Annotated in this window: 25 protein-coding genes and 5 tRNA genes; 20 read left to right on the top strand and 10 right to left on the bottom strand. The window is 56.0% G+C overall.

The window, feature by feature from the left end; translation table 11 throughout:
- Nucleotides 1–196: 196 nt before the first annotated feature.
- From srlD to HF650_RS18880, 4 genes are read right to left on the bottom strand one after another with little or no spacing between them, the layout of a single operon-like run.
- The gene (srlD, locus tag HF650_RS18895) at nt 197–976 is read right to left on the bottom strand and encodes a sorbitol-6-phosphate dehydrogenase (protein ID WP_054804638.1); all 780 of its coding nucleotides are present in this window, start codon (nt 974–976) and stop codon (nt 197–199) included.
- 17 nt (nt 977–993) lie between these two features.
- Nucleotides 994–1,356: a PTS glucitol/sorbitol transporter subunit IIA gene (gene srlB / locus HF650_RS18890; RefSeq protein WP_187799899.1), complete on the bottom strand. Its 363-nt coding sequence runs from the start codon at nt 1,354–1,356 to the stop codon at nt 994–996.
- A gap of 10 nt (nt 1,357–1,366) precedes the next feature.
- On the bottom strand, nt 1,367–2,326 hold the full coding sequence (locus HF650_RS18885) for a PTS glucitol/sorbitol transporter subunit IIB (RefSeq protein WP_187799898.1): 960 nt from the start codon (nt 2,324–2,326) through the stop codon (nt 1,367–1,369).
- Nucleotides 2,323–2,883, bottom strand: a complete 561-nt coding sequence (locus tag HF650_RS18880; RefSeq protein ID WP_042714687.1) for a PTS glucitol/sorbitol transporter subunit IIC — start codon at nt 2,881–2,883, stop codon at nt 2,323–2,325. The genes HF650_RS18885 and HF650_RS18880 overlap by 4 nt, the downstream gene beginning before the upstream one ends.
- Nucleotides 2,884–3,152: 269 nt before the next feature.
- Here HF650_RS18880 and mltB point away from each other — a divergent pair, with 269 nt between their 5' ends.
- The 20 genes from mltB to HF650_RS18780 all read left to right on the top strand — a co-directional run bounded on the left by mltB (nt 3,153) and on the right by HF650_RS18780 (nt 19,282).
- Nucleotides 3,153–4,235 (top strand): lytic murein transglycosylase B, encoded by a 1,083-nt coding sequence (gene mltB, locus HF650_RS18875; RefSeq protein ID WP_187799897.1) that lies wholly within the window; start codon nt 3,153–3,155, stop codon nt 4,233–4,235.
- Nucleotides 4,236–4,461: 226 nt separating this feature from the next.
- Complete coding sequence (locus HF650_RS18870) at nt 4,462–5,124, top strand: ATP-binding cassette domain-containing protein (RefSeq protein ID WP_187799896.1); 663 nt, start codon at nt 4,462–4,464, stop codon at nt 5,122–5,124.
- Nucleotides 5,121–5,984, top strand: a complete 864-nt coding sequence (locus HF650_RS18865; RefSeq protein ID WP_187799895.1) for a metal ABC transporter permease — start codon at nt 5,121–5,123, stop codon at nt 5,982–5,984. Before HF650_RS18870 ends, HF650_RS18865 begins: the two co-directional genes overlap by 4 nt.
- 11 nt (nt 5,985–5,995) lie before the next feature.
- A complete protein-coding gene (locus HF650_RS18860) occupies nt 5,996–6,874 on the top strand; it encodes a metal ABC transporter substrate-binding protein (protein WP_187799894.1) in 879 nt (292 codons plus the stop codon).
- 185 nt (nt 6,875–7,059) lie between these two features.
- Entirely contained in the window at nt 7,060–7,557 is a 498-nt protein-coding gene (gene pncC / locus HF650_RS18855) for a nicotinamide-nucleotide amidase (protein WP_023480601.1), read from the top strand.
- A gap of 90 nt (nt 7,558–7,647) precedes the next feature.
- Nucleotides 7,648–8,712: a recombinase RecA gene (gene recA, locus HF650_RS18850; protein ID WP_187799893.1), complete on the top strand. Its 1,065-nt coding sequence runs from the start codon at nt 7,648–7,650 to the stop codon at nt 8,710–8,712.
- 67 nt (nt 8,713–8,779) lie between these two features.
- The gene (recX, locus tag HF650_RS18845) at nt 8,780–9,295 is read left to right on the top strand and encodes a recombination regulator RecX (RefSeq protein WP_187799892.1); all 516 of its coding nucleotides are present in this window, start codon (nt 8,780–8,782) and stop codon (nt 9,293–9,295) included.
- Between the two features lie 130 nt (nt 9,296–9,425).
- Complete coding sequence (alaS, locus tag HF650_RS18840; protein WP_187799891.1) at nt 9,426–12,056, top strand: alanine--tRNA ligase; 2,631 nt, start codon at nt 9,426–9,428, stop codon at nt 12,054–12,056.
- A 238-nt stretch (nt 12,057–12,294) separates the two neighbouring features.
- Complete coding sequence (csrA, locus tag HF650_RS18835; RefSeq protein ID WP_023480680.1) at nt 12,295–12,480, top strand: carbon storage regulator CsrA; 186 nt, start codon at nt 12,295–12,297, stop codon at nt 12,478–12,480.
- A 337-nt stretch (nt 12,481–12,817) separates the two neighbouring features.
- Nucleotides 12,818–12,910 (top strand) — tRNA-Ser (locus HF650_RS18830).
- A gap of 4 nt (nt 12,911–12,914) precedes the next feature.
- Nucleotides 12,915–12,991 (top strand) — tRNA-Arg (locus tag HF650_RS18825).
- 63 nt (nt 12,992–13,054) lie between these two features.
- A tRNA-Arg gene (locus tag HF650_RS18820) sits at nt 13,055–13,131 on the top strand.
- 65 nt (nt 13,132–13,196) lie between these two features.
- A tRNA-Arg gene (locus HF650_RS18815) sits at nt 13,197–13,273 on the top strand.
- Nucleotides 13,274–13,456: 183 nt separating this feature from the next.
- A tRNA-Arg gene (locus HF650_RS18810) sits at nt 13,457–13,533 on the top strand.
- 351 nt (nt 13,534–13,884) lie between these two features.
- The gene (gene yqaB / locus HF650_RS18805; protein WP_187802764.1) at nt 13,885–14,451 is read left to right on the top strand and encodes a fructose-1-phosphate/6-phosphogluconate phosphatase; all 567 of its coding nucleotides are present in this window, start codon (nt 13,885–13,887) and stop codon (nt 14,449–14,451) included.
- On the top strand, nt 14,448–14,876 hold the full coding sequence (locus HF650_RS18800) for a YqaA family protein (RefSeq protein ID WP_187799890.1): 429 nt from the start codon (nt 14,448–14,450) through the stop codon (nt 14,874–14,876). The genes yqaB and HF650_RS18800 overlap by 4 nt, the downstream gene beginning before the upstream one ends.
- Nucleotides 14,877–14,956: 80 nt before the next feature.
- Nucleotides 14,957–16,501, top strand: a complete 1,545-nt coding sequence (gshA, locus tag HF650_RS18795) for a glutamate--cysteine ligase (RefSeq protein ID WP_187799889.1) — start codon at nt 14,957–14,959, stop codon at nt 16,499–16,501.
- Nucleotides 16,502–16,655: 154 nt separating this feature from the next.
- On the top strand, nt 16,656–17,171 hold the full coding sequence (gene luxS, locus HF650_RS18790; protein WP_023480587.1) for an S-ribosylhomocysteine lyase: 516 nt from the start codon (nt 16,656–16,658) through the stop codon (nt 17,169–17,171).
- 276 nt (nt 17,172–17,447) lie between these two features.
- Nucleotides 17,448–17,819, top strand: a complete 372-nt coding sequence (locus HF650_RS18785) for a hypothetical protein (protein ID WP_223284213.1) — start codon at nt 17,448–17,450, stop codon at nt 17,817–17,819.
- Between the two features lie 131 nt (nt 17,820–17,950).
- The gene (locus tag HF650_RS18780) at nt 17,951–19,282 is read left to right on the top strand and encodes an FKBP-type peptidyl-prolyl cis-trans isomerase N-terminal domain-containing protein (protein WP_223284212.1); all 1,332 of its coding nucleotides are present in this window, start codon (nt 17,951–17,953) and stop codon (nt 19,280–19,282) included.
- Between the two features lie 36 nt (nt 19,283–19,318).
- Here the strand turns inward: HF650_RS18780 and emrB are convergent, their stop codons facing one another.
- The 6 genes from emrB to proX all read right to left on the bottom strand — a co-directional run bounded on the left by emrB (nt 19,319) and on the right by proX (nt 25,472).
- Nucleotides 19,319–20,851 (bottom strand): multidrug efflux MFS transporter permease subunit EmrB, encoded by a 1,533-nt coding sequence (gene emrB, locus HF650_RS18775; protein WP_187802762.1) that lies wholly within the window; start codon nt 20,849–20,851, stop codon nt 19,319–19,321.
- Between the two features lie 15 nt (nt 20,852–20,866).
- The gene (gene emrA, locus HF650_RS18770) at nt 20,867–22,039 is read right to left on the bottom strand and encodes a multidrug efflux MFS transporter periplasmic adaptor subunit EmrA (RefSeq protein ID WP_187799887.1); all 1,173 of its coding nucleotides are present in this window, start codon (nt 22,037–22,039) and stop codon (nt 20,867–20,869) included.
- 119 nt (nt 22,040–22,158) lie between these two features.
- Complete coding sequence (gene mprA / locus HF650_RS18765; protein WP_023480518.1) at nt 22,159–22,689, bottom strand: transcriptional repressor MprA; 531 nt, start codon at nt 22,687–22,689, stop codon at nt 22,159–22,161.
- Between the two features lie 90 nt (nt 22,690–22,779).
- A complete protein-coding gene (locus HF650_RS18760; protein ID WP_187799886.1) occupies nt 22,780–23,010 on the bottom strand; it encodes a hypothetical protein in 231 nt (76 codons plus the stop codon).
- A 129-nt stretch (nt 23,011–23,139) separates the two neighbouring features.
- Nucleotides 23,140–24,324, bottom strand: coding sequence for an MFS transporter (locus HF650_RS18755; protein WP_187799885.1), 1,185 nt, complete (start codon nt 24,322–24,324; stop codon nt 23,140–23,142).
- A gap of 152 nt (nt 24,325–24,476) precedes the next feature.
- On the bottom strand, nt 24,477–25,472 hold the full coding sequence (gene proX, locus HF650_RS18750; protein WP_187799884.1) for a glycine betaine/L-proline ABC transporter substrate-binding protein ProX: 996 nt from the start codon (nt 25,470–25,472) through the stop codon (nt 24,477–24,479).
- Nucleotides 25,473–25,532 lie beyond the last annotated feature (60 nt).

The following is a 25,532-nucleotide window of genomic DNA, read 5'->3' as shown; positions in this document are numbered from 1 at the left end:
AGTTGTGCGGTCGGTTTGCCGGATGGCGGCTGGCGCCTTATCCGGCCTACAAAACCGCAGCGCCATCAGGCATTGGTGCGCACGGTTTGCCGGATGGCGGCTAACGCCTTATCGGGCCGACGAAAACCCACGCCAACAGAAACTGCTGAACCCTGTAGGCCTGATAAGCGCAGCGCCATCAGGCGTTGGTGCCGAATCAGAACATCACCTGACCGCCGGTGACGTTGATTGACTGACCGGTACAGTAGGAGGCTTTTGGGCTGGCGTAGAACATCAACACGTTCAGCACATCCTGATAATCGCAGCCGCGCTTCAGCGGCACTTTATCGACGTAATGCTGCTCCACTTCCTCTGCCGGAATGCCAAGCTTGCTGGCGTATTGCGGGATCAATGACTGGAACATGGGCGATTTCAGCAGGTTGCCGAGCATCAGCGAGTGCACGGTAATGCCATACTCTGCCAGATCGAGCGCCAGAGATTGCGTCAGCCCCACGCCGCCGAACTTTGCCGCGCTGTAGCCGGAGTTGTGCTTGCTGCCCACTTTGCCCGACTTGGAGTTGATCTGGATAATGCGCCCCTGGATGCCATCACGAATCATTAATTTGGCGAACTCGCGGGCGCAGAGGAAATAACCCACCAGGTTGACCTGCAGCGAGCGGTCAAAATCTCCCAGTGCAAAGTCGCTGATAAACGCCGCTTTGGCGATCCCGGCGCTGTAGACCAGCAGATCGGCGCGGCCAAAAATCTCATCGACGCCGCGCGCCAGCGCCAGCACGCTCTGCTCGCTGGTGGCGTCGGCACCAAAGCCATAGGCCATCCCTTCGCCATACTCGCTGTTGATCTCATTCGCGACCGTGGCCGCTTTATCACTCTGAATATCGACAACCGCCACGCGGTACCCTTCTGCGGCAAGCCCACGGCTGAGGAACGCCCCGAGGGTCTGCCCTCCACCAATGACAACGGCAACCTGTTTCATACTCTTCTCCTTAGACCTTAAGCGACAAATTTCAAAATGCACCCCGGCGCTACCGCGTCCGGTACCGGGCCGGCGACGTGCACCGTGCCCGGAAACTCTGCCTGCGTCTGTCCATCAAAACGCAGGGTGATATGGCCCAACTCGCGCAAGTTCTGCTCGGCGACCTCGCCGACGGCGGTGACGGGGTAGTGCTTTTCACCGAGGGTAAACTGCGCGCCAGGCAGCAGCGCGCCGCAGAGCGGGCCGTGGTTATGGATAAAACAGAACTCGGCGACATCGGCAGGCGCACCCTCCCGGAAGGTGATCAGCATGTTGTCGCTGAGCGCCTCCGGTGCGCTTTCGCCAATTTCGGTTATGGTGGTTTGATAGATAACGGTCATACATCACCCCTTATTGATAGATAAAACCGGAGACAAACCAGGCGATCAGCACCGTTGGCGCACCGGTTAAAAAGCGGCTCACCAGTACGGAAGGGACGCCAACGCGTACCGTCTCCTGGCGAGCTTCCGCCAGCGACAGGCCAACGGGAATAAAGTCGCAGGCGGCCTGCGCGTTGATCGCGAACAGAGCCGGCAGCGCAAGGTGCGGAGGGATATGCCCCTGGCCGATCTGCACGCCAATCAGCACGCCAATGACCTGAGCGATAACCGCGCCGGGGCCAAGGAAAGGCGAGAGCAGCGGGAAAGAGCAAATCAGCGCCAGCGTCACCAGCCCGAGCGGATGGCTGGCCAGCGGCGCGAGGCCGTGGGCGATCCAGTCGCCCAGCCCGGACGCCATGATGATGCCGATCAGCGCCGAGACGAAGGCCATAAACGGCAGGATGGTTTTCAGCACTGTATCAATGGTGTCGCGTCCGGCCTGGAACAGCACCGCCACCGCCGAGCCCATGCCCATGCCGACTTTCGCCAGCAGGCCGTCGCTCTGTTCGGTGATCTTTTTCGTGGTGTCATAATCTCGCGGCTGTGGCGCTCTGGCTGCCGGAGCGTCACCTTGCAGCTGGATGTTCTCCTCCTTCACGCCGGAGACATAGATATCCTCAAGGATGTATTGCGCCAGCGGCCCCGATTTGCCCGTCGCATGAATATTGACAGTCGGAATACGGCGTTTGGGGTAGATGCCACAGCGCAGGGTGCCACCGCAGTCAATCACCGCTACACCGATCTCCTCTTCGGGCGGTTCGCCCTCTTTAAAGCCGTCCACCGCCTGCCAGCCGGTCAGCTGCGCCAGTTTGTCGACGATTGCCGGGCGCGTGCCGGCGGTGATATAGACGATCTTCTTCACGCTGCTGGCATCGATCTCCAGCGGGCCGCCCCAGCCGCCGGTGCCTTTTTCAATAATGATTCGACTCATGATTTTGCTCCCGCGAGGTGAACCTCTTGCGCAAGCTGGATACCCATTTTTCGCTCAAAAATACGGGTGGTGAGATCGGTCACCCAGCCACGGAAGAAGTTGGTGACCAGGCCGACCAGCAGGTAGCTTACCGCCAGCGGACCGAGGGGTAAGCCGAGCGTAGTAAGGCCGCTGGCAATACCGAGGTAGACAAACAGCTCGCCGGGGTTGATATGCGGGAAGAGGCCGTTCATCGAGTGGCAGCTATAGGAGGCGGCAGCGTAGTAGCTCGGCTTGTATCTCTCCGGCATAAAGCGCCCGAGGCTGAGTGTCATCGGGTTACAGAACACAAATGTGCCGATGCAGGGCAGCAGTAAGTAACGGGCGAGCGGGTTGCCCGCGCAGCGCTGGGCAAGTTTTTCGATGCGGTGTTGGCCAATAAAATTAATCAGCGCGTTCATGATCACCAGCAGGCTTATCAGCAGCGGCAGAATACCGGTCACCATGCCGGTAAAGACCTCACCGCCTTTCTGAAACAGCCCGATGAACCATTCGGCACCATGCGTGATGGTTTCCATTGTTCTCTCCTGTAGGGGGTTTTGTTATGTCACCGGGCGCTATCATAATCATGATGAAAGGTCTTAATGTGTTATTTAGATCTCAATATGAAAGAAAAAATGATCATTTTGAAAGTTTTTGCGAGGTGCTTCGGTTTTAAATGAGTGAAAAGGGGAGGAGATGCAGGGGAAATGCGATCCTCTACGCAGGTGATGCCGCGCTTCCTTGTCGGCGGGGAAATGCTTTACCATACTTGCCCCCTGGCTGAATTCGTTTAAGTGGATATCCCATGTTGAAGCGTTGTTACGCGGCGTTATTGCCCGCGTTTGTTGTGCTCTGTGCCTGTAGCAGTAAACCCCCGCTCGCTGAAGCTCCCCAGACCGTTTCGCCCGCGCCATCCGGTGGCTTTCTGCTTAAGCCGCAGCATGAGGTGGTGATGAGCGGCGGTGACTTTGCCAATAACCCGGCGGCAGAGCGCTTTATTGATGCGATGGTGAGCAAGCATGGATTCGATCGTCAGCAGCTGCATGAGATCCTCTCGCAGGCCAAACGTCTTGATTACGTATTGCGCCTGATGGACAAACAGGCGCCGACGACCGCGGGCCCAACCGGGCCAAACGGTGCCTGGCTGCGCTACCGCAAGCAGTTCATCACGCCGGATAACGTGCAGAATGGTGTCGCTTTCTGGAACCAGTATCAGGACGCCCTCGACCGCGCGTGGCGCGTCTACGGCGTACCGCCGGAAATTATCGTTGGCATTATCGGCGTGGAGACGCGCTGGGGCCGCGTGATGGGCAAAACCCGCATCCTCGACGGGCTGGCGACGCTGGCCTTTGACTACCCGCGCCGCGCAGACTATTTCGCCAGCGAGCTGGAGACCTTCCTGCTGATGGCGCGAGACGAGAGCGACGATCCGCTGGAGCTGAAAGGCTCTTTCGCCGGTGCGATGGGCTACGGTCAGTTTATGCCGTCCTCCTATAAGCAGTACGCGGTGGACTTCAATGGCGACGGCCATATCAACCTGTGGGACCCGGTGGATGCGATTGGCAGCGTGGCTAACTACTTCAAACAGCACGGCTGGGTGAAGGGCGATCAGGTTGCGGTTCCGGCTAACGGCCAGGCACCGGGTCTGGCGAATGGCTTCAAAACCAATTACAGCATTGGGCAACTGGCGGCAGCGGGTCTGACACCGCAGCAGCCGCTGGGCGATCATCAGCAGGCGAGCCTGCTGCGCCTTGATGTTGGCACCGGGTATGAGTACTGGTACGGTTTACCAAACTTCTACACCATCACCCGCTACAACCACAGTACCCACTACGCGATGGCGGTCTGGCAGCTCGGCCAGGCGGTTGCGCTGGCGCGTATTCAGTAACTTGCTTTCCCCTCCTGCGGGAGGGGATTGAAACATTTCGACGCACTCCCGTTACGCTCCGCGATTTACATCATTATCACTACAGCTTATTGTTACGTTATAACATATGAGGTGTGTGAATGATTCCCGTAACCCTTTTCTCCCTTTCCGCTGCGAGCCGCCTGCTGCTGGCGGCAGGGTTGTTGCTGCTGCTTTGGTTACTGACTGACTGGGCGGTTGCGCTGCCATGATTGAACTGGACCATCTGGTGGCCGGCTATGAGCGGCTGGCAATCACCCCGGCGCTGTACGGCACGCTGGCGCGCGGCAGCATGACAGCGATTGTCGGTGCCAACGGCTGCGGCAAATCGACACTACTGAAAACCCTGGCGGGATTTTTGCCGCCGGTCAGCGGCGTGCTGCGCTGGCAGGGTAAGAGGCCAACCATCGGCTGGCTGGCGCAGCGTCACGCGCTGGAGTCGCACTTTCCCCTGACGGTGCAGGAGGTGGTGAGCATGGGCTGCTGGCCGCGCGTCTCGCTGTTTGGTGGCCTGAACCGCGATGCGCGCAAACGCGTGGCGCAGGGGCTGGAGCGTGTCGGGCTTGTGGAGATGGCGGGCGAAACGATTGATACCCTCTCTGGCGGCCAGTTTCAGCGCATGTTGTTTGCCCGCATTTGGGTGCAGAACGCGCCGCTGGTCATGCTCGACGAACCCTTTACCGGTATTGATGAAGCGACGTCGCAGCTGCTAATGGAGCAGATGGTCGATATGCACCGCGCCGGGCAGACTTTGCTGGCGGTGCTGCACGATAGCGCGCGCGTGACGCGCTACTTTCCGCAGACGCTGCGGCTGGATGAGAAACGGGCGCAGTGGGGGGCAACGTTGAGCCTTGAGGAGAGCTGCGCATGATCTGGCATCTCTTTTTCCAGCCCTTTATCGAATATGGCTTTATGCGCCGCGCGCTGGTGGTTTGCCTCGCGCTCTCTGTCAGCACGACAGCGCTCGGGATCTTTTTGCTGCTGCGGCGCATGAGTCTGATGGGCGATGCGTTATCTCACGCTATCCTGCCCGGCGTCGCGGTGGGCTACCTGCTGAGCGGTATGTCGCTGCTGGCGATGAGTATCGGCGGGTTTATCGCCGGGATTGCCGTCGCGCTGGTAGCAGGGTGGGTCAGCCGCCGGACGCCGCTAAAAGAGGATGCCAGCTTTGCCGGTTTCTACCTCGGCTCGCTGGCGCTCGGCGTGACGCTGGTGTCGCTGCGCGGGTCGAATGTCGATCTGCTGCACCTGCTGTTCGGCTCAATTCTTGCGGTGGATAGCGACGCGGCGCTGTTTGTCGCAGGCGTTTCCAGTCTGACGCTGATTACGCTTGCGGTCTGTTACCGAGGGCTGGTGAGCGAAGCGTTTGATAGCGCCTTTTTACAGGTCAACGCGCCGCGCTTGCCGGGCATGCTGCACGGGCTGTTTCTGGCGCTACTGGTGCTCAACCTGGTGGCCGGTTTTCAGGTACTCGGCACGCTGATGGCGGTGGGTGTAATGATGCTGCCCGCCGTGGCGGCGCGCTGCTGGGCAAGAACATTACCGCGGCTGTTACTGCTGGCCGCTGTGATTGGCGCGCTCTGCGCCTGGCTCGGCTTAAGCCTCTCCTGGCTTGCGGGTTTGCCTGCCGGCCCGGCGATAGTGCTGACCGCCAGCCTCATCTTCTTTTTATCCATCTTATTCGGCACGCGCAGCGGGCTGGCAAACAGCCTGCGCGCGCTTTTTACATAAAGGGGAAAATAATGAAACGTACAGGGGTCATTCTGGTGCTGGCGCTCGGGTTGATGGCGCAGGGCGCAGTGGCAAAGACCATCAACGTGGTGACCAGCTTTTCGATATTGGGCGATATCACCCGCCAGGTGGGGGGAGATCATGTAAAGGTGACCTCGCTGGTGGGGCCGGATGGCGATCCGCATACCTTTGAACCTTCGGCGAAAGATAGCGCACTGCTTAATAACGCCGATGTAGTGGTGGTCAACGGGCTTGGCCTGGAAGGATGGCTGGGCAGGTTAGTGAAAGCCTCCGGTTTTAAAGGCCAGCTGGTGGTCGCCTCTGACGGTGTGCAAACCCATACGCTGGAGGAGGATGGCGCGACAGTCACCGATCCCCACGCGTGGAACAGCGCCGCGAATGGCGCGCTCTATGCGCAAAATATTCTCAAGGCTCTGGTGAAAGCCGACCCGGCGGATGAAGCGGCGCTTAACGCCTCCGGACAGCGCTATATTGCGCAGTTAAAGGAGATGGATAGCTGGGCGAAAGCCCGTTTCAGCGCTATTCCGCAGGCGAAACGCAAAGTGCTTACCAGCCATGACGCCTTTGGTTATTTTGCCCGGGCATACGGCGTTGAGTTTATGGCACCGCAGGGGCTCTCATCGGAAAGCGAGGCCAATGCATCGCAGGTGGCAGCGCTTATCAAACAGATTAAAGCCGATGGCGTGAAGGTGTGGTTTATGGAGAACCAGCTCGATCCGCGGCTGGTAAAACAGATTGCTAACGCCACCGGCGCGCAGCCGGGCGGCGAGCTCTACCCGGAAGCGCTGAGCGCGAAAGGGAGCGTGGCGGATACTTATCAGAAAGCCTTTCGCCACAACGTGGAAACCATCGCCAATAGCATGAAGTAATCCAGGCGCGAAGAGCTGTAAATACCCGGTGACGCGTCGGCTCACCGGGTTTCCCCTCACTACTTCTCCGCTCTATCACACTGCTTTTTTCGGAAGTCGCCTCGTAAAATTGCCATCCTGTCCCCATATTTGACGGGAAAGTGCTATCTTTCACGCCACGGTTTAATGGAGGCATGGGAGCCATCATGACGGACAGTGAATTAATGCAGCTCAGCGAGCGTATCGGGCTAGCGCTGAAGGCGCGCGGCGCGACGCTGACCACCGCTGAATCCTGCACCGGCGGTTGGGTTGCGAAAGTGATTACCGATATCGCAGGCAGCTCCGCCTGGTTTGAACGCGGGTTTGTGACCTACAGTAATGAAGCGAAAGCGCAAATGATCGGCGTGAAAAGCGAGACGCTGGACGCGCACGGTGCCGTCAGCGAGCCGGTGGTGGTTGAGATGGCAATTGGTGCCCTGAAAGCCGCGCGCGCCGACTATGCGATTTCGATTAGCGGCATCGCCGGGCCGGATGGCGGCAGCGAAAGCAAACCCGTCGGCACTGTCTGGTTTGGGCTTGCCTGCGTCAACGGAGAAGGGATCACGCGGCGCGAATGCTTCCAGGGAGATCGTGAATCGGTGCGGCGTCAGGCGACGGCCTATGCGCTTACGACCCTCTGGCAACATTTTCTACAAAAGGCTTGATACTGTATGACTATACAGTATAATTGCCGCAACAAAACAGTTATTCACCACGGGGCGTAACGCGCTTCACTCTGCATGACAGGAGTAATAATGGCTATCGACGAAAACAAACAAAAGGCGCTTGCAGCTGCACTGGGTCAGATCGAAAAGCAATTCGGTAAAGGCTCCATCATGCGTCTGGGTGAAGACCGCTCCATGGATGTAGAGACTATCTCTACCGGTTCACTCTCTCTCGACATCGCGCTGGGCGCGGGCGGCCTGCCAATGGGCCGTATCGTCGAAATTTACGGGCCTGAGTCGTCCGGTAAAACTACCCTGACTCTGCAGGTTATCGCTGCCGCGCAGCGCGAAGGTAAAACCTGTGCGTTTATCGATGCGGAACACGCGCTGGATCCGGTATATGCCCGCAAACTGGGTGTTGATATTGATAACCTGCTCTGCTCCCAGCCGGATACCGGCGAGCAGGCGCTGGAAATCTGTGACGCGCTGGCGCGCTCCGGTGCGGTTGACGTGCTGGTTGTCGACTCCGTAGCGGCGCTGACGCCGAAAGCGGAAATCGAAGGGGAAATCGGTGACTCTCACATGGGCCTCGCGGCACGTATGATGAGCCAGGCGATGCGTAAGCTGGCCGGTAACCTGAAGCAGTCCAACACGCTGCTTATCTTCATCAACCAGATCCGTATGAAGATCGGTGTGATGTTCGGTAACCCGGAAACCACCACCGGTGGTAACGCGCTGAAGTTCTACGCTTCCGTTCGTCTCGACATTCGCCGTATCGGCGCGGTGAAAGAGGGCGATGTGGTTGTCGGTAGCGAAACCCGCGTGAAGGTTGTGAAAAACAAAATCGCGGCACCGTTTAAACAGGCTGAATTCCAGATCCTCTACGGCGAAGGCATTAACTTCTACGGCGAGCTGGTTGACCTGGGCGTGAAAGAGAAGCTGATTGAGAAAGCGGGTGCCTGGTACAGCTACAATGGCGACAAGATTGGTCAGGGTAAAGCGAACGCGACCTCCTGGCTGAAAGAGAACCCGGCTGCTGCGAAAGAGATCGAGAAAAAGCTGCGCGAAATTCTGCTCAGCAACCAGACCTCCACGCCGGAGTTCACCGTTGACGACAAAGACGCGGGCGTTGAAGAAACTAACGAAGATTTCTGATAACGTTATCCGTAATCAAGGGCTGCTGATGCAGCCCTTTTTGTTTTTATGGTGACAGGATTTTACGATGTCCGATAACTCCTCTTCTGATAACACCTCACGCCGCAATGCCATGGCGCGCTTACGCGATCGCGCCATGCGTATTCTGGCGATGCGCGACCACAGCGAGCTTGAGTTTCGTCGCAAGCTCGCAGCACCCATCATGACAAAGAAGGGCCCGGAGGCGGTAGACGCAACGCCGGAAGAGATTGATCAAGTGGTGGCGTGGTGCATCGAGCATAGCTTTCTCGACGATAGCCGTTTTGTCCGGCAGTTTATCGCCAGCCGCGCGCGCAAGGGGTATGGCCCGGTGCGGATTCGCCAGGAACTGAACCAGAAAGGCATCGCACGGGAGACCAGCGAAAACGCCATGCGCGAATGCGAGATTGACTGGGTCAGCAGCGCCCGCGATCAGGCGCAGCGCAAATATGGCGAGCCGTTGCCCACTGAATTTGCTGCAAAAGTGAAAGTGCAACGCTTTCTGCTCTATCGCGGCTTTATGCAAGAAGATATTCAGGAAATATGGCGAAATTTTGCCGACTGAGCGCATACGGGATTTTACTTCCCACTAAAGAAAACTTATCTTATTCCCACTTTTTCCAGTAGTGGATGCGTCTGCCATGCGATGGTGATGATCCGCTGCCACATTTCGTTAGCTTGATTTCAGGATAATTATGAGCAAGAGCACCGCTGAGATCCGTCAGGCGTTTCTCGATTTTTTCCATAGTAAGGGACACCAGGTAGTTGCCAGCAGCTCCCTGGTACCGAATAACGACCCCACTCTGCTGTTTACTAACGCCGGGATGAACCAGTTCAAGGACGTTTTCCTTGGGCTCGACAAACGTAATTATTCCCGCGCAACCACGTCGCAGCGCTGCGTGCGTGCAGGTGGTAAACACAATGACCTGGAAAACGTCGGTTACACCGCACGTCATCACACCTTCTTTGAAATGCTGGGCAACTTCAGCTTCGGCGACTACTTCAAACATGATGCTATTCAATACGCGTGGGAACTGCTGACCGGTGAAAACTGGTTCAACCTGCCGAAAGAGCGTCTGTGGGTAACGGTGTACGAAACCGACGATGAAGCGTACGAAATTTGGGAAAAAGAGGTCGGTATCCCGCGCGAACGTATTATTCGCATCGGCGATAACAAAGGCGCAGCCTATGCGTCTGACAACTTCTGGCAGATGGGCGATACCGGTCCGTGCGGCCCCTGCACCGAGATCTTCTACGATCACGGCGACCACATCTGGGGCGGCCCGCCGGGCAGCCCGGAAGAGGATGGCGATCGCTATATTGAGATCTGGAACATCGTCTTTATGCAGTTCAACCGTCAGGCCGATGGCACCATGGAGCCGCTACCGAAGCCATCCGTGGATACCGGTATGGGCCTGGAGCGTATTGCAGCCGTGCTGCAGCATGTCAACTCCAACTATGAAATCGATCTCTTCGCCAAGCTGATCCAGCAGGTGGCGAAAGTGACTGGCGCAACGGATCTGAGCAATAAATCTCTGCGTGTTATCGCTGACCACATCCGTTCTTGCGCCTTCCTGATTGCGGACGGTGTGATCCCGTCGAATGAGAACCGTGGCTATGTGCTGCGCCGCATCATTCGCCGCGCAATTCGTCACGGCAACATGCTCGGCGCGAAGGATACCTTCTTCTATAAACTGGTTGGCCCACTGATTGAAGTGATGGGTTCCGCCGGGGAAGAGCTGCAGCGCCAGCAGGCGCAGGTTGAGCAGGTTCTGAAAACCGAAGAAGAGCAGTTTGCACGTACGCTGGAGCGCGGTCTGGCGCTGCTGGATGAAGAGCTTTCCAAACTGCAGGGCGACACGCTGGATGGCGAAACCGCCTTCCGTCTGTACGACACCTACGGTTTCCCGGTCGATCTGACTGCGGACGTCTGCCGTGAGCGCAATCTGAAAGTTGATGAAGCGGGCTTTGAAGCGGCGATGGAAGAGCAGCGCCGCCGTGCGCGCGAGTCCAGCGGCTTTGGCGCAGACTACAACGCGATGATCCGCGTTGATAGCGCAACGGAATTTAAAGGTTACGACCAGCTTGAGCTGAACGGCAAAGTGACTGCGCTGTTTGTCGATGGCAAACCGGTTGAGTCTATTGCTGCCGGTCAGGACGCGGTTGTCGTGCTTGATGAGACGCCGTTCTATGCCGAGTCGGGCGGCCAGGTTGGCGATAAAGGCGAGCTGAAAGGCAACGGCTTTACGTTCGCCGTACAGGATACACAGAAGTATGGCCAGGCGATTGGTCATGTTGGCAAGCTCAGCAGCGGTTCGCTGAAAGTGGGCGACGGCGTGAAAGCGGAAGTTGACGAAGCGCGCCGCGCACGTATTCGCCTTAACCACTCAGCCACCCACCTGATGCACGCCGCGCTGCGTAGCGTACTGGGTACGCATGTTGCGCAGAAAGGGTCACTGGTGAATGACAAAGCGCTGCGTTTTGACTTCTCCCATTTCGAAGCCATGAAGCCTGCGGAAATTCGCGCGGTGGAAGATATGGTGAATGCGCAAATTCGTCGTAACCTGCCGATCGAAACCAACATCATGGATCTCGAAGCGGCAAAAGCGAACGGCGCGATGGCGCTGTTTGGTGAGAAGTATGAAGATCGCGTCCGCGTGCTGCAGATGGGGGATTTCTCCACCGAGCTTTGCGGCGGTACACATGCTTCGCGCACCGGTGATATTGGTCTGTTCCGCATCGTGTCTGAATCCGGCACCGCGGCGGGCGTGCGTCGTATCGAAGCCGTTACCGGCGAAGCGGCGATTGCCAGCCTGCATGCGCAGAACGATCAATTGCAGGATATTGCTCAGTTGCTGAAAGGCGACAGCCAGAATCTCGGCGACAAAGTGCGTTCAGTGATTGAACGTACGCGTCAGCTGGAAAAAGAGTTGCAGCAGCTTAAAGCACAGGCGGCGGCGCAAGAGAGTGCAAACCTCTCCGGTAACGCGATGGAGATCAACGGCGTTAAGCTGCTGGTGAGCGAGCTGGAAGGTGTCGAGCCGAAGATGCTGCGTACCATGGTGGACGACCTGAAGAACCAACTCGGCGCTTCGGTTATCGTTCTTGCCACTGTTGTTGAAGGTAAAGTTTCTCTCATCGCGGGCGTTTCTAAGGATGTGACTGACCGCGTCAAAGCAGGGGAACTGGTAGGAATGGTCGCCCAACAGGTTGGGGGCAAAGGCGGTGGACGTCCGGACATGGCGCAAGCCGGGGGCACCGATGCGGCCGCGCTGCCTGCTGCTCTTGCCAGTGTTAAAGATTGGGTAAGCGCTAAACTGTCATAATTACAAAGCGAACGCACAAGCCATAACCTTGAGGTTATGGCTTTGTTGCCACTACGCTATTGATAACGAGAAAGTCAGGTTGAAGTTGTGTATATCGGCTAAACTTACATCTACAGAATGTAATGCCATGGCTACTTGCATGTTATAAGTTTGTCATCGCTTATGTTTTGGCGTTGTATGACGGATAATGCCGGGATACAGAGAGACCCGACTCTTTTAATCTTTCAAGGAGCAAAGAATGCTGATTCTGACTCGTCGAGTTGGTGAAACCCTCATGATTGGGGATGAGGTCACTGTGACTGTATTAGGGGTTAAGGGTAACCAGGTGCGCATTGGCGTAAACGCCCCCAAAGAAGTATCGGTCCATCGTGAAGAGATCTACCAGCGTATCCAGGCTGAAAAATCCCAGCAGTCCAATTTCTGATGCCATTATGCGTCTCGCGGTTGTTCGGCGAGACGCAACCCTCCTGTCGATTCTCCCGCTTCTCTGTCTCATTTTTATTGCAGATTCCCTGCATCTGATACTTTCTCGCGCCATTTTTGTTTGCCATACACCTGTAATGTCATGCCTGTTGGGCAGCGAATTTTTGCTGATAAAACATCCTTTTTGCCCTTTTTACCGCCTAATTGTCTGCGAAGTGTGCAAACGATTCAGGGCTGGGAAAAATTGTTTGACTTATAAAGCCCAGAAAGTAATATGTGCGCCACGCAGCGACGATGAGCTCTTAACGAACTCTTCGAAGCACTCGTAAGAGGCGTGTGGTGAGGTGGCCGAGAGGCTGAAGGCGCTCCCCTGCTAAGGGAGTATGCGGTCAAAAGCTGCATCCGGGGTTCGAATCCCCGCCTCACCGCCATTTTGCATCCGTAGCTCAGCTGGATAGAGTACTCGGCTACGAACCGAGCGGTCGGAGGTTCGAATCCTCCCGGATGCACCATCTTGCTCAGTGTGGCGAGGTAATGCGACACTGAATCAGCGTTGTAAAGCAAGTTTTCCCGATGCATCCGTAGCTCAGCTGGATAGAGTACTCGGCTACGAACCGAGCGGTCGGAGGTTCGAATCCTCCCGGATGCACCATCTTGCTCAGTGTGAATGTGATAAACAAGGCACTGAATCTGCGTTGTAAATAAAGTTTTCCTGATGCATCCGTAGCTCAGCTGGATAGAGTACTCGGCTACGAACCGAGCGGTCGGAGGTTCGAATCCTCCCGGATGCACCATCTTCTGCGAGATAATAGTGAAACTGTTTTCTCGGGGATAGCGGGCCTAACCGCGAGCACCAGGCAGGATAGCGTTGCTTCAGCAACGACCCGAAGGGCGAGGCAAAGCCGAGTCATCCTCCCGGATGCACCATCTCAATAAAAAAGCAGTTTTGCTTTTCATCGTACAGCAGTAATCCCGATGCATCCGTAGCTCAGCTGGATAGAGTACTCGGCTACGAACCGAGCGGTCGGAGGTTCGAATCCTCCCGGATGCACCATCTTCTGCGAGATAACAGTGAGTCTGTTTTCTCGGGGGTAGCGGGCCTAACCGCGAGCACCAGGCAGGACAGCGTTGCTTCAGCAACGACCCGAAGGGCGAGGCAAAGCCGAGTCATCCTCCCGGATGCACCATATTTTCCAGTAATATACTTATCCCTTAACAACGCATATTCTGAAGACTCTTCAGACCTTCCTTACTTTCTTTCGAAAAACATCATCCCCACAACTCCCACACTTTCGACGAAATTCTGCCCAAAATCATATTCCCTGAAGCTAATCTCGCGCTGGATGCGACAAAAAGCCTTGTTTACGTTAAAGTAAATATTAGTTATCCGGTTTGTGAGAACATGATGTACGCACGTTACGCTGGTTTGATTTTTGATATGGATGGCACCATCCTGGATACTGAACCAACCCACCGCAAAGCCTGGTACGACGTGCTGGCGCGTTACGGCATGCATTTTGACGAACAGGCAATGATAGCGCTGAACGGTTCGCCAACCTGGCGTCTCGCCGAGGTCATTATCGAGGCAAACCAGGCCGATCTTGATCCCCACTTACTCGCAAAAGAGAAAGCCGCAGCCGTAAAAGCGATGCTGCTCGATTGCGTGCGCCCATTACCGCTTATTGAGGTGGTGAAAGCGTGGCACGGGCGTCGCCCGATGTCGATTGGCACCGGGAGTGAAAGCGCTGTCGCCGAAGCGCTGCTGGCGCATCTCGGCCTGCGACACTATTTTGATGCGGTGATTGCCGCCGATCACGTTCAGCACCATAAACCCGCACCGGATACCTTTTTACTCTGCGCCGAACGTATGGGCGTGCAGCCGTCGCAATGCGTGGTATTTGAAGATGCCGATTTCGGTCTGCAGGCGGCGCGTGCAGCCGGTATGGACGCCGTGGATGTCCGCGTATTGTGAGCGATGCGCTGTCGCTCCTTTCACTGTTTGCCAGCAGTTTTCTCCGTGCCACGATCTTACCGGGCAACTCGGAGGTGGTGCTGGTCGCCATGCTGTTGGCGAAGGTCAGCCAGCCCTGGTGGCTTGTGGTAATAGCAACAATGGGTAATAGCCTTGGAGGGCTGACTAACGTTATTCTTGGGCGCTTCTTCCCGCAGCGTAAAACATCGCGCTGGCAGGAGAGGGCGACCGGCTGGCTCAAGCGATACGGCGCCGCGGCGCTATTATTGAGCTGGATGCCTGTTATAGGCGATCTGCTGTGCATACTTGCGGGATGGCTACGCCTTTCGTGGGGGCCAGTGCTCTTTTTTTTATGCCTTGGCAAAGCGTTACGCTATGTGGCTATCGCCCTTGTGACGCTTCAGGGTATGACGTGGTGGCACTAATTGGATTGCGTGAGTGACCTTTCATCGTCAACCATTACAATTATGCTTAATAAAACGATTATTACAGGCGGGAGGTCAACTTGATCCCGGACGTATCACAGGCGTTGTCCTGGCTGGAAAAACATCCTCAGGCGCTCAAAGGGATCCAACGTGGTCTCGAGCGCGAAACCCTGCGCGTTAACGCGGATGGGTCTTTGGCGACAACCGGTCATGCGGCAGCGCTTGGCTCTGCATTAACTCATAAATGGATTACAACGGATTTTGCCGAGGCGCTGCTGGAGTTTATCACCCCGGTTGAGGGTGATATTGACCGCATGCTCACTATCATGCGCGACATCCATCGCTATACCGCCCGCCAGATTGGCGATGAGCGTCTCTGGCCGCTAAGCATGCCCTGCTACATCAAAGAGGGGCAGGAGATTGAGCTGGCGCAGTATGGCAGCTCAAATATCGGCCGTCTGAAAACCCTCTACCGCGAAGGGCTAAAAAACCGCTATGGCGCACTGATGCAAACCATCTCGGGCGTGCATTATAACTTCTCGCTGCCGATGGCGTTCTGGCAGGCGAAAAGCGGCAGCACCGATAAAGAAGCGGTCTCAGAGGGCTATTTCCGCCTGATCCGCAACTATTATCGCTTCGGCTGGGTTATCCCCTATCTTTTCGGTGCCTCGCCGGCAATCTGCTCCTCCTTCCTGCAGGGTAAAGAGACGTCGCTGCCCTTCGAGAAGATGGACAACGGCATGCTCTATCTGCCTTATGCCACGTCGCTGCGTTTAAGCGATTTGGGCTATACCAATAAGTCGCAGAACAGCCTCAATATTACCTTCAACAATCTTCACGATTACGTGGTCGCACTGAAGCGTGCGATCAAAACGCCGTCGGAAGAGTACGCGAAGATCGGGCTGCAGAAAGAGGGCAAGTATCAGCAAATCAACACCAATATTCTGCAGATCGAAAATGAGCTCTACGCGCCGATTCGACCAAAACGCGTGACCCGCAGCGGGGAAACGCCGTCAGATGCGCTGCTGCGTGGCGGTATCGAGTATATCGAAGTGCGCTCGCTGGATATTAACCCCTTCACCGCGATTGGCGTTGATGAGCAGCAGGTGCGTTTCCTCGACCTCTTTATGGTCTGGTGCGTGCTGGCCGATGCGCCGGAGATGAGCAGCGATGAGCTGCTCTGTACACGCACGAACTGGAACCGCGTGATCCTCGAAGGGCGTAAGCCAGGTCTGACGCTCGGTATGGGCTGTGAAACCGCGCAATACCCGCTCGCCGATGTCGGACGCGATCTGTTTAACGATCTGAAACGGGTAGCGCAAACGCTGGATGGCGTGTACGGTGGCAATGAGTATGAAGCAGTATGCGATCGGCTGGTCGCCAGCTTTGACGATCCTGAGCTGACCTTCTCGGCGCGAATTCTGCGCTCGATGATCAATGAAGGTATGGGCGGAACGGGTAAGGCGTTGAGCGAGCAGTATCGTTCGCAGCTGCGTGAAGAGCCGCTGGAAATTCTGCATGAAGAGGATTTTATTGCCGAATGCCACGCCTCACTGGCGCGTCAGGCGGAGATTGAAGCCGCAGATAGCGAGTCGTTTGAAGCGCTACTTGCGCGTCACGCATAGCAGAAAAGAAAAAGGCCACATCGCTGTGGCCGAAATTTCATCTCTTGAAGAACAGGGATGATGATAACAAATGCGCGTCTTTCATATATTCAGACTCGCACGCGAACAAAGAGTTCAGTTTATTTTAAAAAAAATCACTGTCGGAGGTGACTAAATGCCGTTACTGGATAGCTTCACTGTCGATCATACCCGTATGGAAGCGCCTGCAGTCCGTGTTGCTAAAACAATGAACACGCCGCACGGCGACGCCATCACCGTATTCGACCTGCGTTTTTGCATTCCAAATCAAGAAGTTATGCCGGAAAAAGGGATCCACACCCTGGAGCACCTCTTCGCTGGCTTTATGCGTAACCACCTTAACGGTGATGGCGTCGAAATTATCGATATCTCGCCAATGGGTTGCCGCACCGGCTTCTACATGAGCCTGATCGGTACGCCGGACGAACAGCGTGTAGCCGATGCCTGGAAAGCGGCAATGGCTGACGTGCTGAAAGTGAAAGAGCAGAACCAGATCCCTGAGCTGAACGTTTACCAGTGCGGTACATACCAGATGCACTCGCTGGAAGAGGCGCAGGAGATCGCGCGTCATATTCTCGATCGCGATGTGCGCGTCAACAGCAATGATGATCTGGCCCTGCCGAAAGAGAAACTGCAGGAACTGCATATCTAGTTTGCATTGCCGCTTTCTGGCTAACAGGAAGCGGCACTATTAATTTACCGCCAAATTTATAAGAAAGTTTTTATTCGTTATATTTATTTTATTTTCTGAATTATTACTCGCACTTAATATATAAATAATATCCTCGTCGCTGCCGCGCCTTCATATTGTTATTTCAATCTTGCCGTGATAGTTTGCATCGCACGTCGCTATTAGGCGAACGTGTTACTTCTGTATTTATTTTCTGCATCTATTTCAGTGAAAGAATGCCTGAATGACGAGGATATTATGCGGCGCTCACCCATCTCTTACGTATGTCTCTCTTTTTGTCTCTCGCTTACATTAACCGGCTGCGTTAAATCAAAAGCTCCCGCGCTGGTGCAGGATGCGCCGCAGAAGCAGGAGACGCAGCAGTGCTACGAACTGCTCACCGCCCTGCAGGGGCTCGACAATACGGCCTTTGAAACCTACAAGCAGCAGTTCACCACCCTTAACCAAAGCTATGAAGTCTACAAAAAAAATCAGCCGATTATTGATAAAAACTCGGCAGAAATAATGAAGACGGAAATTGATAACAAAATTGAAGTTGTTTGCTCGCGCGTACGCAGCGCGGTATTCGTTAATATGTCCCGGCGCGCAAATGCACTGAAACAGTTATGAGAAAACTATTATATTCATCAGCTGTGTTTCTATCAGCTATTTCACCCTCTGCGGTTCGTGCCGACCCGGCTGCACTATTAGAACAGTTAAATAAAGAGAAGATTATTTCCGTTGGGCCTCAATCTCCGTTTATGACCGATCGCCTTTCGGCGCAGCCGAACGCGACGCCTGCGCCATCTGTCGTAATGCAGAGTGAGGCGAAAGAGAGCGAGGCAAAGCGTGAAGAAATCAAACGCCTGCAGAGTAAACTTGCATCAGCGCAACGTCAGATCGCCGCGCTGAAGAAAAAGCAGCGCACCACGATGGATGTACTGCCCGGTAAGCAAGATGCCGCTGCGAAAGAGCAGGTGTCGTTAACGCAGCAGTTACAGGCACACATTCAGCAACTGGCGGAAACAAAGCAGAAGATCGCCCATGCGAGCGACGCGCTAAAAAGTCTGCGTGGTGAGAAAGGCCTGCTGGAGCAGCAGCTCAAAAGCAGCCAGCAACAGTTGACGCAGACGAGCCAGAAGCACGCCGATGATACACAAGCCTTACAGGCGTTTCGCACAGCGAATAGCGAGCTGCAACAACAGCTTAAAACTCGCCAGCATCAGCTGGAGCAGTTTGAAAAGCAGCAAGCCGCCGCTGCACCGCAAAACGCCGGGCAGGTGAAGCAACTCACCCAGGCGAAAGAGGAGATAAGCGGCAAACTTGATGTCGCTACAAAGCAGATCAGCGCCCAGGCCGCACGTATCGCCACGCTGGAGTCACAGCTCAAACAGCGCACAGAAGAGAAAGCGCAGGCTGAACTGAAGAGTGCTGCGCCGTTAGCGCCGCAAAAAACGCAGGGCCACTATCTGCTGGCAGAGAACAAATCCTCCGCCGCGAAGATGAACTACGCCTGGGGCGCCTGGTTTGCGGCGAAAGCGCAGCAGGAGAGCGTTACGCTGACCCACTCCGGGCAAAAATATCTGCCAGAGGCATTTTTACAGGGCTTTCAGGATAAGTTCGCTGGCAGCCTGCAAATGAAAAACGACGATATCGAAAAGGTGCTGCAAAGCCTGAATAAAAAGATGGGCGATGCGCAGAAAAACGAGCTGGCGCAGAACAAGAAACAGGCACAAAAGCTGCTGGCCGAGGCGGCAAAGCTGAAAGGCGCTGAGCGCACCGCCAACGGCATCGTCTATCTGGTGGAGAAAAAAGGGCAGGGCGTTGCACTGCTTTCCAGCGATGTGATTCGCTTCCGGGTTGATGAGAAGCTCAGTTCCGGCAAGGTGCTGTCGCGCGGCGCGGTACACAGCGGGCGGGTTAGCGAGCTGCCGCCGCTGATGCGCACAGGCATTGAAAAAGTGGTGGTGGGGGGGCGGATCCGCATCTATACCCCCGCTGAGCTGGCTTACGGCGAGCAGGGGATCCCGGGTATGGTGCCACCGGGCGTGGCATCCATCATGACGCTTGAGATCCTTGGTATTGTGAAATAAAAAAACGCCTCCCTGCGGAGGCGTTTTTACTGGGCGTTAATGCGCGCCGCCGCTACTGCCTGCGCCAAAGGGAGGTTTGGCGAACCAAACTAGCCCAAGCAGTATCAGGAAGACTCCCGCCGAAACCCAGAAAATCTCGTTCGCCGAAATAATCAGCCCCTGATTAGTAATCTGCTGAGCAATCCAGCCTGACGACTGCTGTTGCGACATCCCCATTCCCTGCAGCTGGTTATACATCTCCTGCGCGTTCGGGTTATAGGGGTTAACGGACTCCGTCAGCTGCGCATGGTGCATCGATTCACGGTTGGTCCACAGCGTCGTGGTGATGGAGGTACCAATGGAGCCTGCCAGCGTTCGCATAAAGTTCGACAAACTGGAGGCCGCCGCCAGGCGCTCCGGCGGCAACCCGGAGAGGGTAATCGTCGTCAGTGGCATAAAGAAGCAGGCCACGGCGAAGCCCTGAATAAACTGTGGCCACGCTGACGCACCAAAATCCATTCCCGGCTCAAATGTATAGGCGCGCCAGTAGAAGCACACCGCATACATAATAAAGCTAAAGGTCACCAGCCGACGCATGTCCAGCTTGTGCGCAAAGCGCCCAATAATCGGCGACAGCAGCACCGGGATCACCCCGACCGGCGCAGAGGCCAGCCCGGCCCAGGTTGCGGTATAGCCATACACCTCCTGCAACAGCTGCGGCAGCAAAACAATTGCGCCGAAGTAGAGCATATAGGCAAGGCTGATACACAGGCAGCCGATGGTGAAGTTCCGCGACTTAAACAGCGAGAGATCGACAATCGGGTTATCGTCAGTAAGCTCCCACACCACCAGAAAGCTCAGGGAGATCACCGCGACAATCGTCAGCACAATAATCTCGGTCGAGTTGAACCAGTCCAGCTCTTTCCCCTGGTCGAGCATCACCTGCAGGCTGCCGATACCCACCACCAGTAATGCGAGGCCAACGCCATCAATACGCCGCTGCTCGGTACGCGTCTCGCGTCCGCGCAGGCTTTGCAGCGTCAGCAGCACCACCAGCGCGCCAATCGGCACGTTGATAAAGAAGATCCAGCCCCAGTGGTAGTTATCGCTGATATAGCCGCCGAGGATCGGCCCGCAAATCGGCGCGACAATTACCGTCATTGACCAGAGCGCCAGCGCGATGGAGCGTTTCGCCGGCGGGTAGTTACTTAGCAACAGGCTCTGCGAAAGCGGGATCAGCGGCCCGGCAACAATCCCCTGGATGACGCGGAAGAAGATCAGCATCCCGAGGCTGTTAGAGACGCCGCACGCCCAGGAGGCGATGGCAAACGCCACCGTCGACCAGAGAAAGAGCCGCACTTCGCCGAAGCGTTTTGCCAGCCAGCCGGTAATCGGGATTGAGATGGCGTTCGCCACCCCGAAGGAGGTGATCACCCAGGTTCCCTGGCTCAGCGAAGAGCCAAGGTTGCCGGCGATCGTCGGGATAGCCACGTTGGCGATGGTGGAATCCAGCACCTGCATGAAGGTCGCGAGTGAAAGTGCAATGGTCATAATGACCAGCTGCGCGCCTTCCAGCGGTTTCTGTTGCATGGCACTCATATAAGATTACCCGGCGTTGGCTTTCACGATGTTATTGATAAGCGTGTTGACTGGCTCAAGATTGATCTCCCGCGCGTTACTCTCATAAGCAGGCGTAGTGCGCGTCTGCTTCGCCAGCACGGCGCCATCGCGGGCAGAGGTATCAACCTTCACCGTCGTTGACAGGCCAATACGCAGCGGATGATCTGAGAGCTGTTGGGCATCAAGCTCGACACGCACCGGCAGTCGCTGAACCACTTTGATCCAGTTCCCGGTCGCGTTCTGCGCGGGTAGCAGGGAGAAGGCGCTGCCGGTACCCATATCGAGACCCACCACTTTGCCTTTGTACTCAACCTCATCACCATAAAAATCGCTGATGATGGTCGCGGTCTGGCCGATACGCATATGCGCAAGCTGCGTCTCTTTAAAGTTCGCATCCACCCAGAGATTGGTTGCCGGGACCACAGCCATCAACGGAGTCGACGTAGTGATCTGCGCGCCAGGCTGCACCGCGCGGCGGGAGACATACCCGGTAAGCGGGCTGACAATTTTGGTACGCTGCAGGGCCAGCCAGCTATTACGCACTTCCGTTGCCGCCTGCTTCACCGCGGGCTGATCTTCCAGCGGCGTGTCCAGCACGATCGCCTGGTTGGCATTATATTGCTGAACGGCAACATCCAGCGCGGCCTGCGCGCTGGCAACTGCATCACGGGCATGCTGCAACTCTTCACGGCCAATCAGATTTGCGCTGCCGAGCGGTACGCGGCGGTTAAGATCGCTCTGCGCCTGCGCAAGGGCGGTCTTTTTCAGCTCAACGCTCGCCTGCAGTTGTTTGCTGTTGATAATGGACTGCCGGGTCTGGCGCACGCTGCTTGCCAGCTGGGTCTGCGCTTTTTCAAATGCCTGGCGGGCATCGGTCTCATCAAGCGTGACCAGCACATCGCCTTTCTGCACAAAATCGGTGTTGTCGGCCCAGACTTTCGTCACGCTGCCGGAAACCTGCGACATGATCTGCACCTGGTTGCCTGCCACGTAAGCATCGTCAGTCTCTTCAAAATGACGCAGGACTAAAAACCAATAAATTCCGTATGCCACGGCAATAACAACAAAGAGCAAGGTCAGTAACAGCAGCAGTCCTTTACGTTTGCCGCGCTTTTTGACCGGTTGCTGCGGGGTAGAACTCTCCGCATTTGCGCTCATGATTCTCTCCACGATCTTATTTTTAGTTATGTCGGCGTGTACCGACGACCTTCGTCAGAAAGGCCAGCTTAGCTGGCCCTTCACATTGCTCATCCTGGAAACTAAAGCTGCTTTTCGCGTTAGCGTAGCGCCTCAAGGACCACGTCCTCCTCATCCATCTGGTCGAGACGTGACAGAAGCTTACGGGTGATCTGTTCGAGCTGATCTTTCTCCGCGTTGGTCAGGGTTGACCAGAGTTGATGCAGGCAGTTGTGCTGCGGCGGCAGAACCTGGCGCAGAAACTCATGTCCTTTATCGGTCAGTTGCAGATGCAGACAGCGGCGATCATTATCGCTTTCACGGCGCTCAATCCAGCCGCGTTTCTCCAGTTCATCGGCGATGCGGGTGGCGTTGGTGCGTGACGAGCCCAGCGCGCTGCTCAGCTCCGACGGCTGAATGCTGTGATTTTCCTGCGACTCCAGGGTAATCAGGGCCATAAACAGTGTCTCGTTAATGCCCTGCGCTTTCAGCATCTTATTGCGGTTTTCCAGCAGCTTGCCCTGCATATGCATACAGAGGCGGGTCAATAAAATCTCCTGAAACGGAAAATCTTCATAGCGGCTGGCGCGAAACTTAAGCATTTGCTCAATGGGCGTAAACGAACTATCCATTTGGGTATAACCTCATTAATTGCAGTCGATATAGTAACGACGGTGACAAATAAAGTAAATGTATTATTTGTGCTAATAAATTTGCTCTATCTATACATGGGGCAGAAATTTCCAGGCGACACCGGGCCACAGTGCGCTCAGTAGCGTGGAGAAGACAAGGCGGTGACGATGCCAGGTATAGCGACCGGCGAAGCGGGCGTGGGAAACGAGGGAAAATGCCACGACGCAGTGGCGAAGAACAGGAAGCAGGCGGTGTGTGATACCTTCCGTATGCGATGCCGCCTTTTCAGGCCCGGCGGTGTAATTCAATGAACGATCCATATCCATAAAGTTTGTTATATATCACCCACGTTAATATAACCGAGATAAACAAGTCCTATAACCTTAGCAGAGTGACGGACGTGTTAACACCCCGGTTTGGCACCGAATTGCCTAAACGTGAGCGGTTGCTTAGCTCTGCGCCTCCGTATGGCGATATCCTCGCCACCACACCAGCACATTGAGCAGGGCGAGGACACCACCCGCGGCGCAGACGCCAGCCCAACCCGCATGCTGCCATGCCGTGGCCGAGATGAGCGATCCTGCGGCACCGCCAATAAAGTAGCTGGTCATATAACCGGCGGTCAGACGGTTACGCGCTTCGGGGTTAACGCGATAGATAATGGTCTGGTTAGTAATATGCACCGCCTGCACCGCGAGATCGAGCACGATGATGCCAATAACCAGCGCCACCACCGAAGTGTGACCCCACCAGGTAGCAAGCCACGAAAGGAGTAGAAGCAGCAGACCGCCAGTGGTGGTGAGATTGCCTTTCCCGCGATCCGCCAGCCCGCCCGCCTGACGCGCGCCTAATGCACCGGCGGCTCCCACCAGGCCAAACAGGCCAATCATCGCATCAGAGAAGTGAAACGGCGGCGCGGCGAGCAGAAAGGCCATTGAGGTCCACAATACGCTGAAGTTGGCAAAGCTCAGGCAGCCAAGCAGCGCGCGGGTGCGCAGCAATTTATTGCTGGCAAACAGGGTGAAGACGGAGCCGAGTAGCTGTGGATAGTTAAGGTGTGTTTCAGACTTCAGTTTCGGCAGGCCGCGCCAGAGTGCCAGCGCCATCAGCACCATTAAAACGCTGGCGACCCAGTAAACGGTGCGCCAGCCGCCGAGGCTTGCCAGCAGCCCTGCAACGGTGCGCGCAAGTAGAATGCCCAATAACAAGCCGCTCATAATGGTGCCGACCACGCGGCCACGGCTCTCGGGTGTCGCAAGCGTAGCAGCCAGTGGAACCAGCAGCTGCGCCACCACCGAGAAGAGGCCGGTGAGTGCGGTACCCAGAATCATCAGGCCGAGCGATGGGCTACTGGCGGTAATCAGCATCCCGCCCGCCGAGAGTAACGTCATCACCACAATTAATGCGCGCCGCTCAAACATATCGCCAAGCGGCACCAATAGCAGCAGCCCGGCAGCGTAGCCAAGCTGCGCGGCGGTGACGATAAATCCGGCCTGGCTTGCGGTGATGGAAAAGGCGTTTGCGATGGTATCCAGCAGCGGCTGCGGGTAGTAATTGCTGGCAACGGCGAGACCGGTTGCTACCGACATCAGCGCAATCAGCGCCGGGCTAAGGCCCTGGTGAGTTTTTGTCATAGGTATAACTATCAATGAGGTTTTTTGTCAGAAATCCATCATAGACAATTGCCCGGCGGCGCGTGTTGTTATCTGTGCACCCTGGCGGGATAAACGAACGCGCCACCGGGCGATAACCCGATGGCGCGTGAGAAGGTCAAAGAGTCAGCGCGTTACTTCTGCGCGGCGAGCGCCTCTTTCACCCAGCCATCAAACTGCTGCTGATGGGCTTTGATCCAGCCATCAACGTGGCCCTGAACGTCAGCTTCCGAGGCTTTACCGGCGTGCATCATCGCATTCTGGGCGTTGATATCCGCCAGCGGCAGTTTCATCACCGCGAAGAGCTTCGCCGCCGCCGGGTTTTTCTCTGCCCAGGCCTTATTAGCAACAATGTGCATGGTGTTCACCGGGAAGCCGTAGTTCATGCCGTTCGGCAGTTTGGTATCGATATTTTTCTGCTCACCCGGCAGGGAGGAGAAGGGCACCTGCAACCAGACCACATCTTTGCCCGGCTTCAGCACATCGCTTACCCAGTACGGCGTCCAGGTGTAGTAGAGGATCGGTTTCCCCTCTTTAAAGCGGGTGATGGTGTCCGCCATCATCGCCGAGTAGTTACCGTGATTAACCGTGACCGTGTTCTCCAGGCCATAGGTTTTGTGCTGGTGGTTAATCACCGTTTCACATCCCCAGCCCGGCGAGCAGCCCATCATATCGGCTTTACCGTCACCGTTGCCGTCGAACAATTTGGCGATTTTCGGATCTTTTAACTGCTCGATATTGGTGATGTGGTACTTATCGGCGGTTTTTTTATCGATGAGGTAGCCCTGCGCCGCGCCGGTCACATAGGTGCCTTCACGGTAGAACTTCTTATCGCCCCCGGCGGCGGCATACATATCGTCATGCAGTGGCTGCCAGTTGACGGCGGTAAAGGTGACATCGCCTGCGGCCATTGAGGTGTAGCCAACGTTGTAATCCACTTCATCCGGTTTTTCGACCGTATAGCCGAGCTTCTCAAGGCCGCGGCTAACCAGCAGCGTCTGGAACGCCTCTTCGGCAATGGTGCTCTGAAACGGTTTAACGGTAATGCCTTTGCCCGGCAGATCGGCGGCAAAAGCGCTGGTGGAGAGAAGGGTGGCTAACGCTGTGGCAAAAAGTACGCTATGTCGCATCGTTGTTCCTTATTTTTCAGGTGTGATGTTGTTGCCCGGCCGGGTGCGCCGGGCAGCAAA

The organism is Kosakonia sp. SMBL-WEM22 (assembly GCF_014490785.1).
In the GTDB taxonomy this organism is placed as follows: domain Bacteria; phylum Pseudomonadota; class Gammaproteobacteria; order Enterobacterales; family Enterobacteriaceae; genus Kosakonia.
Note: the sequence above shows the minus strand (reverse complement) of the source record. Positions and strands in the feature narration are given on the sequence as shown.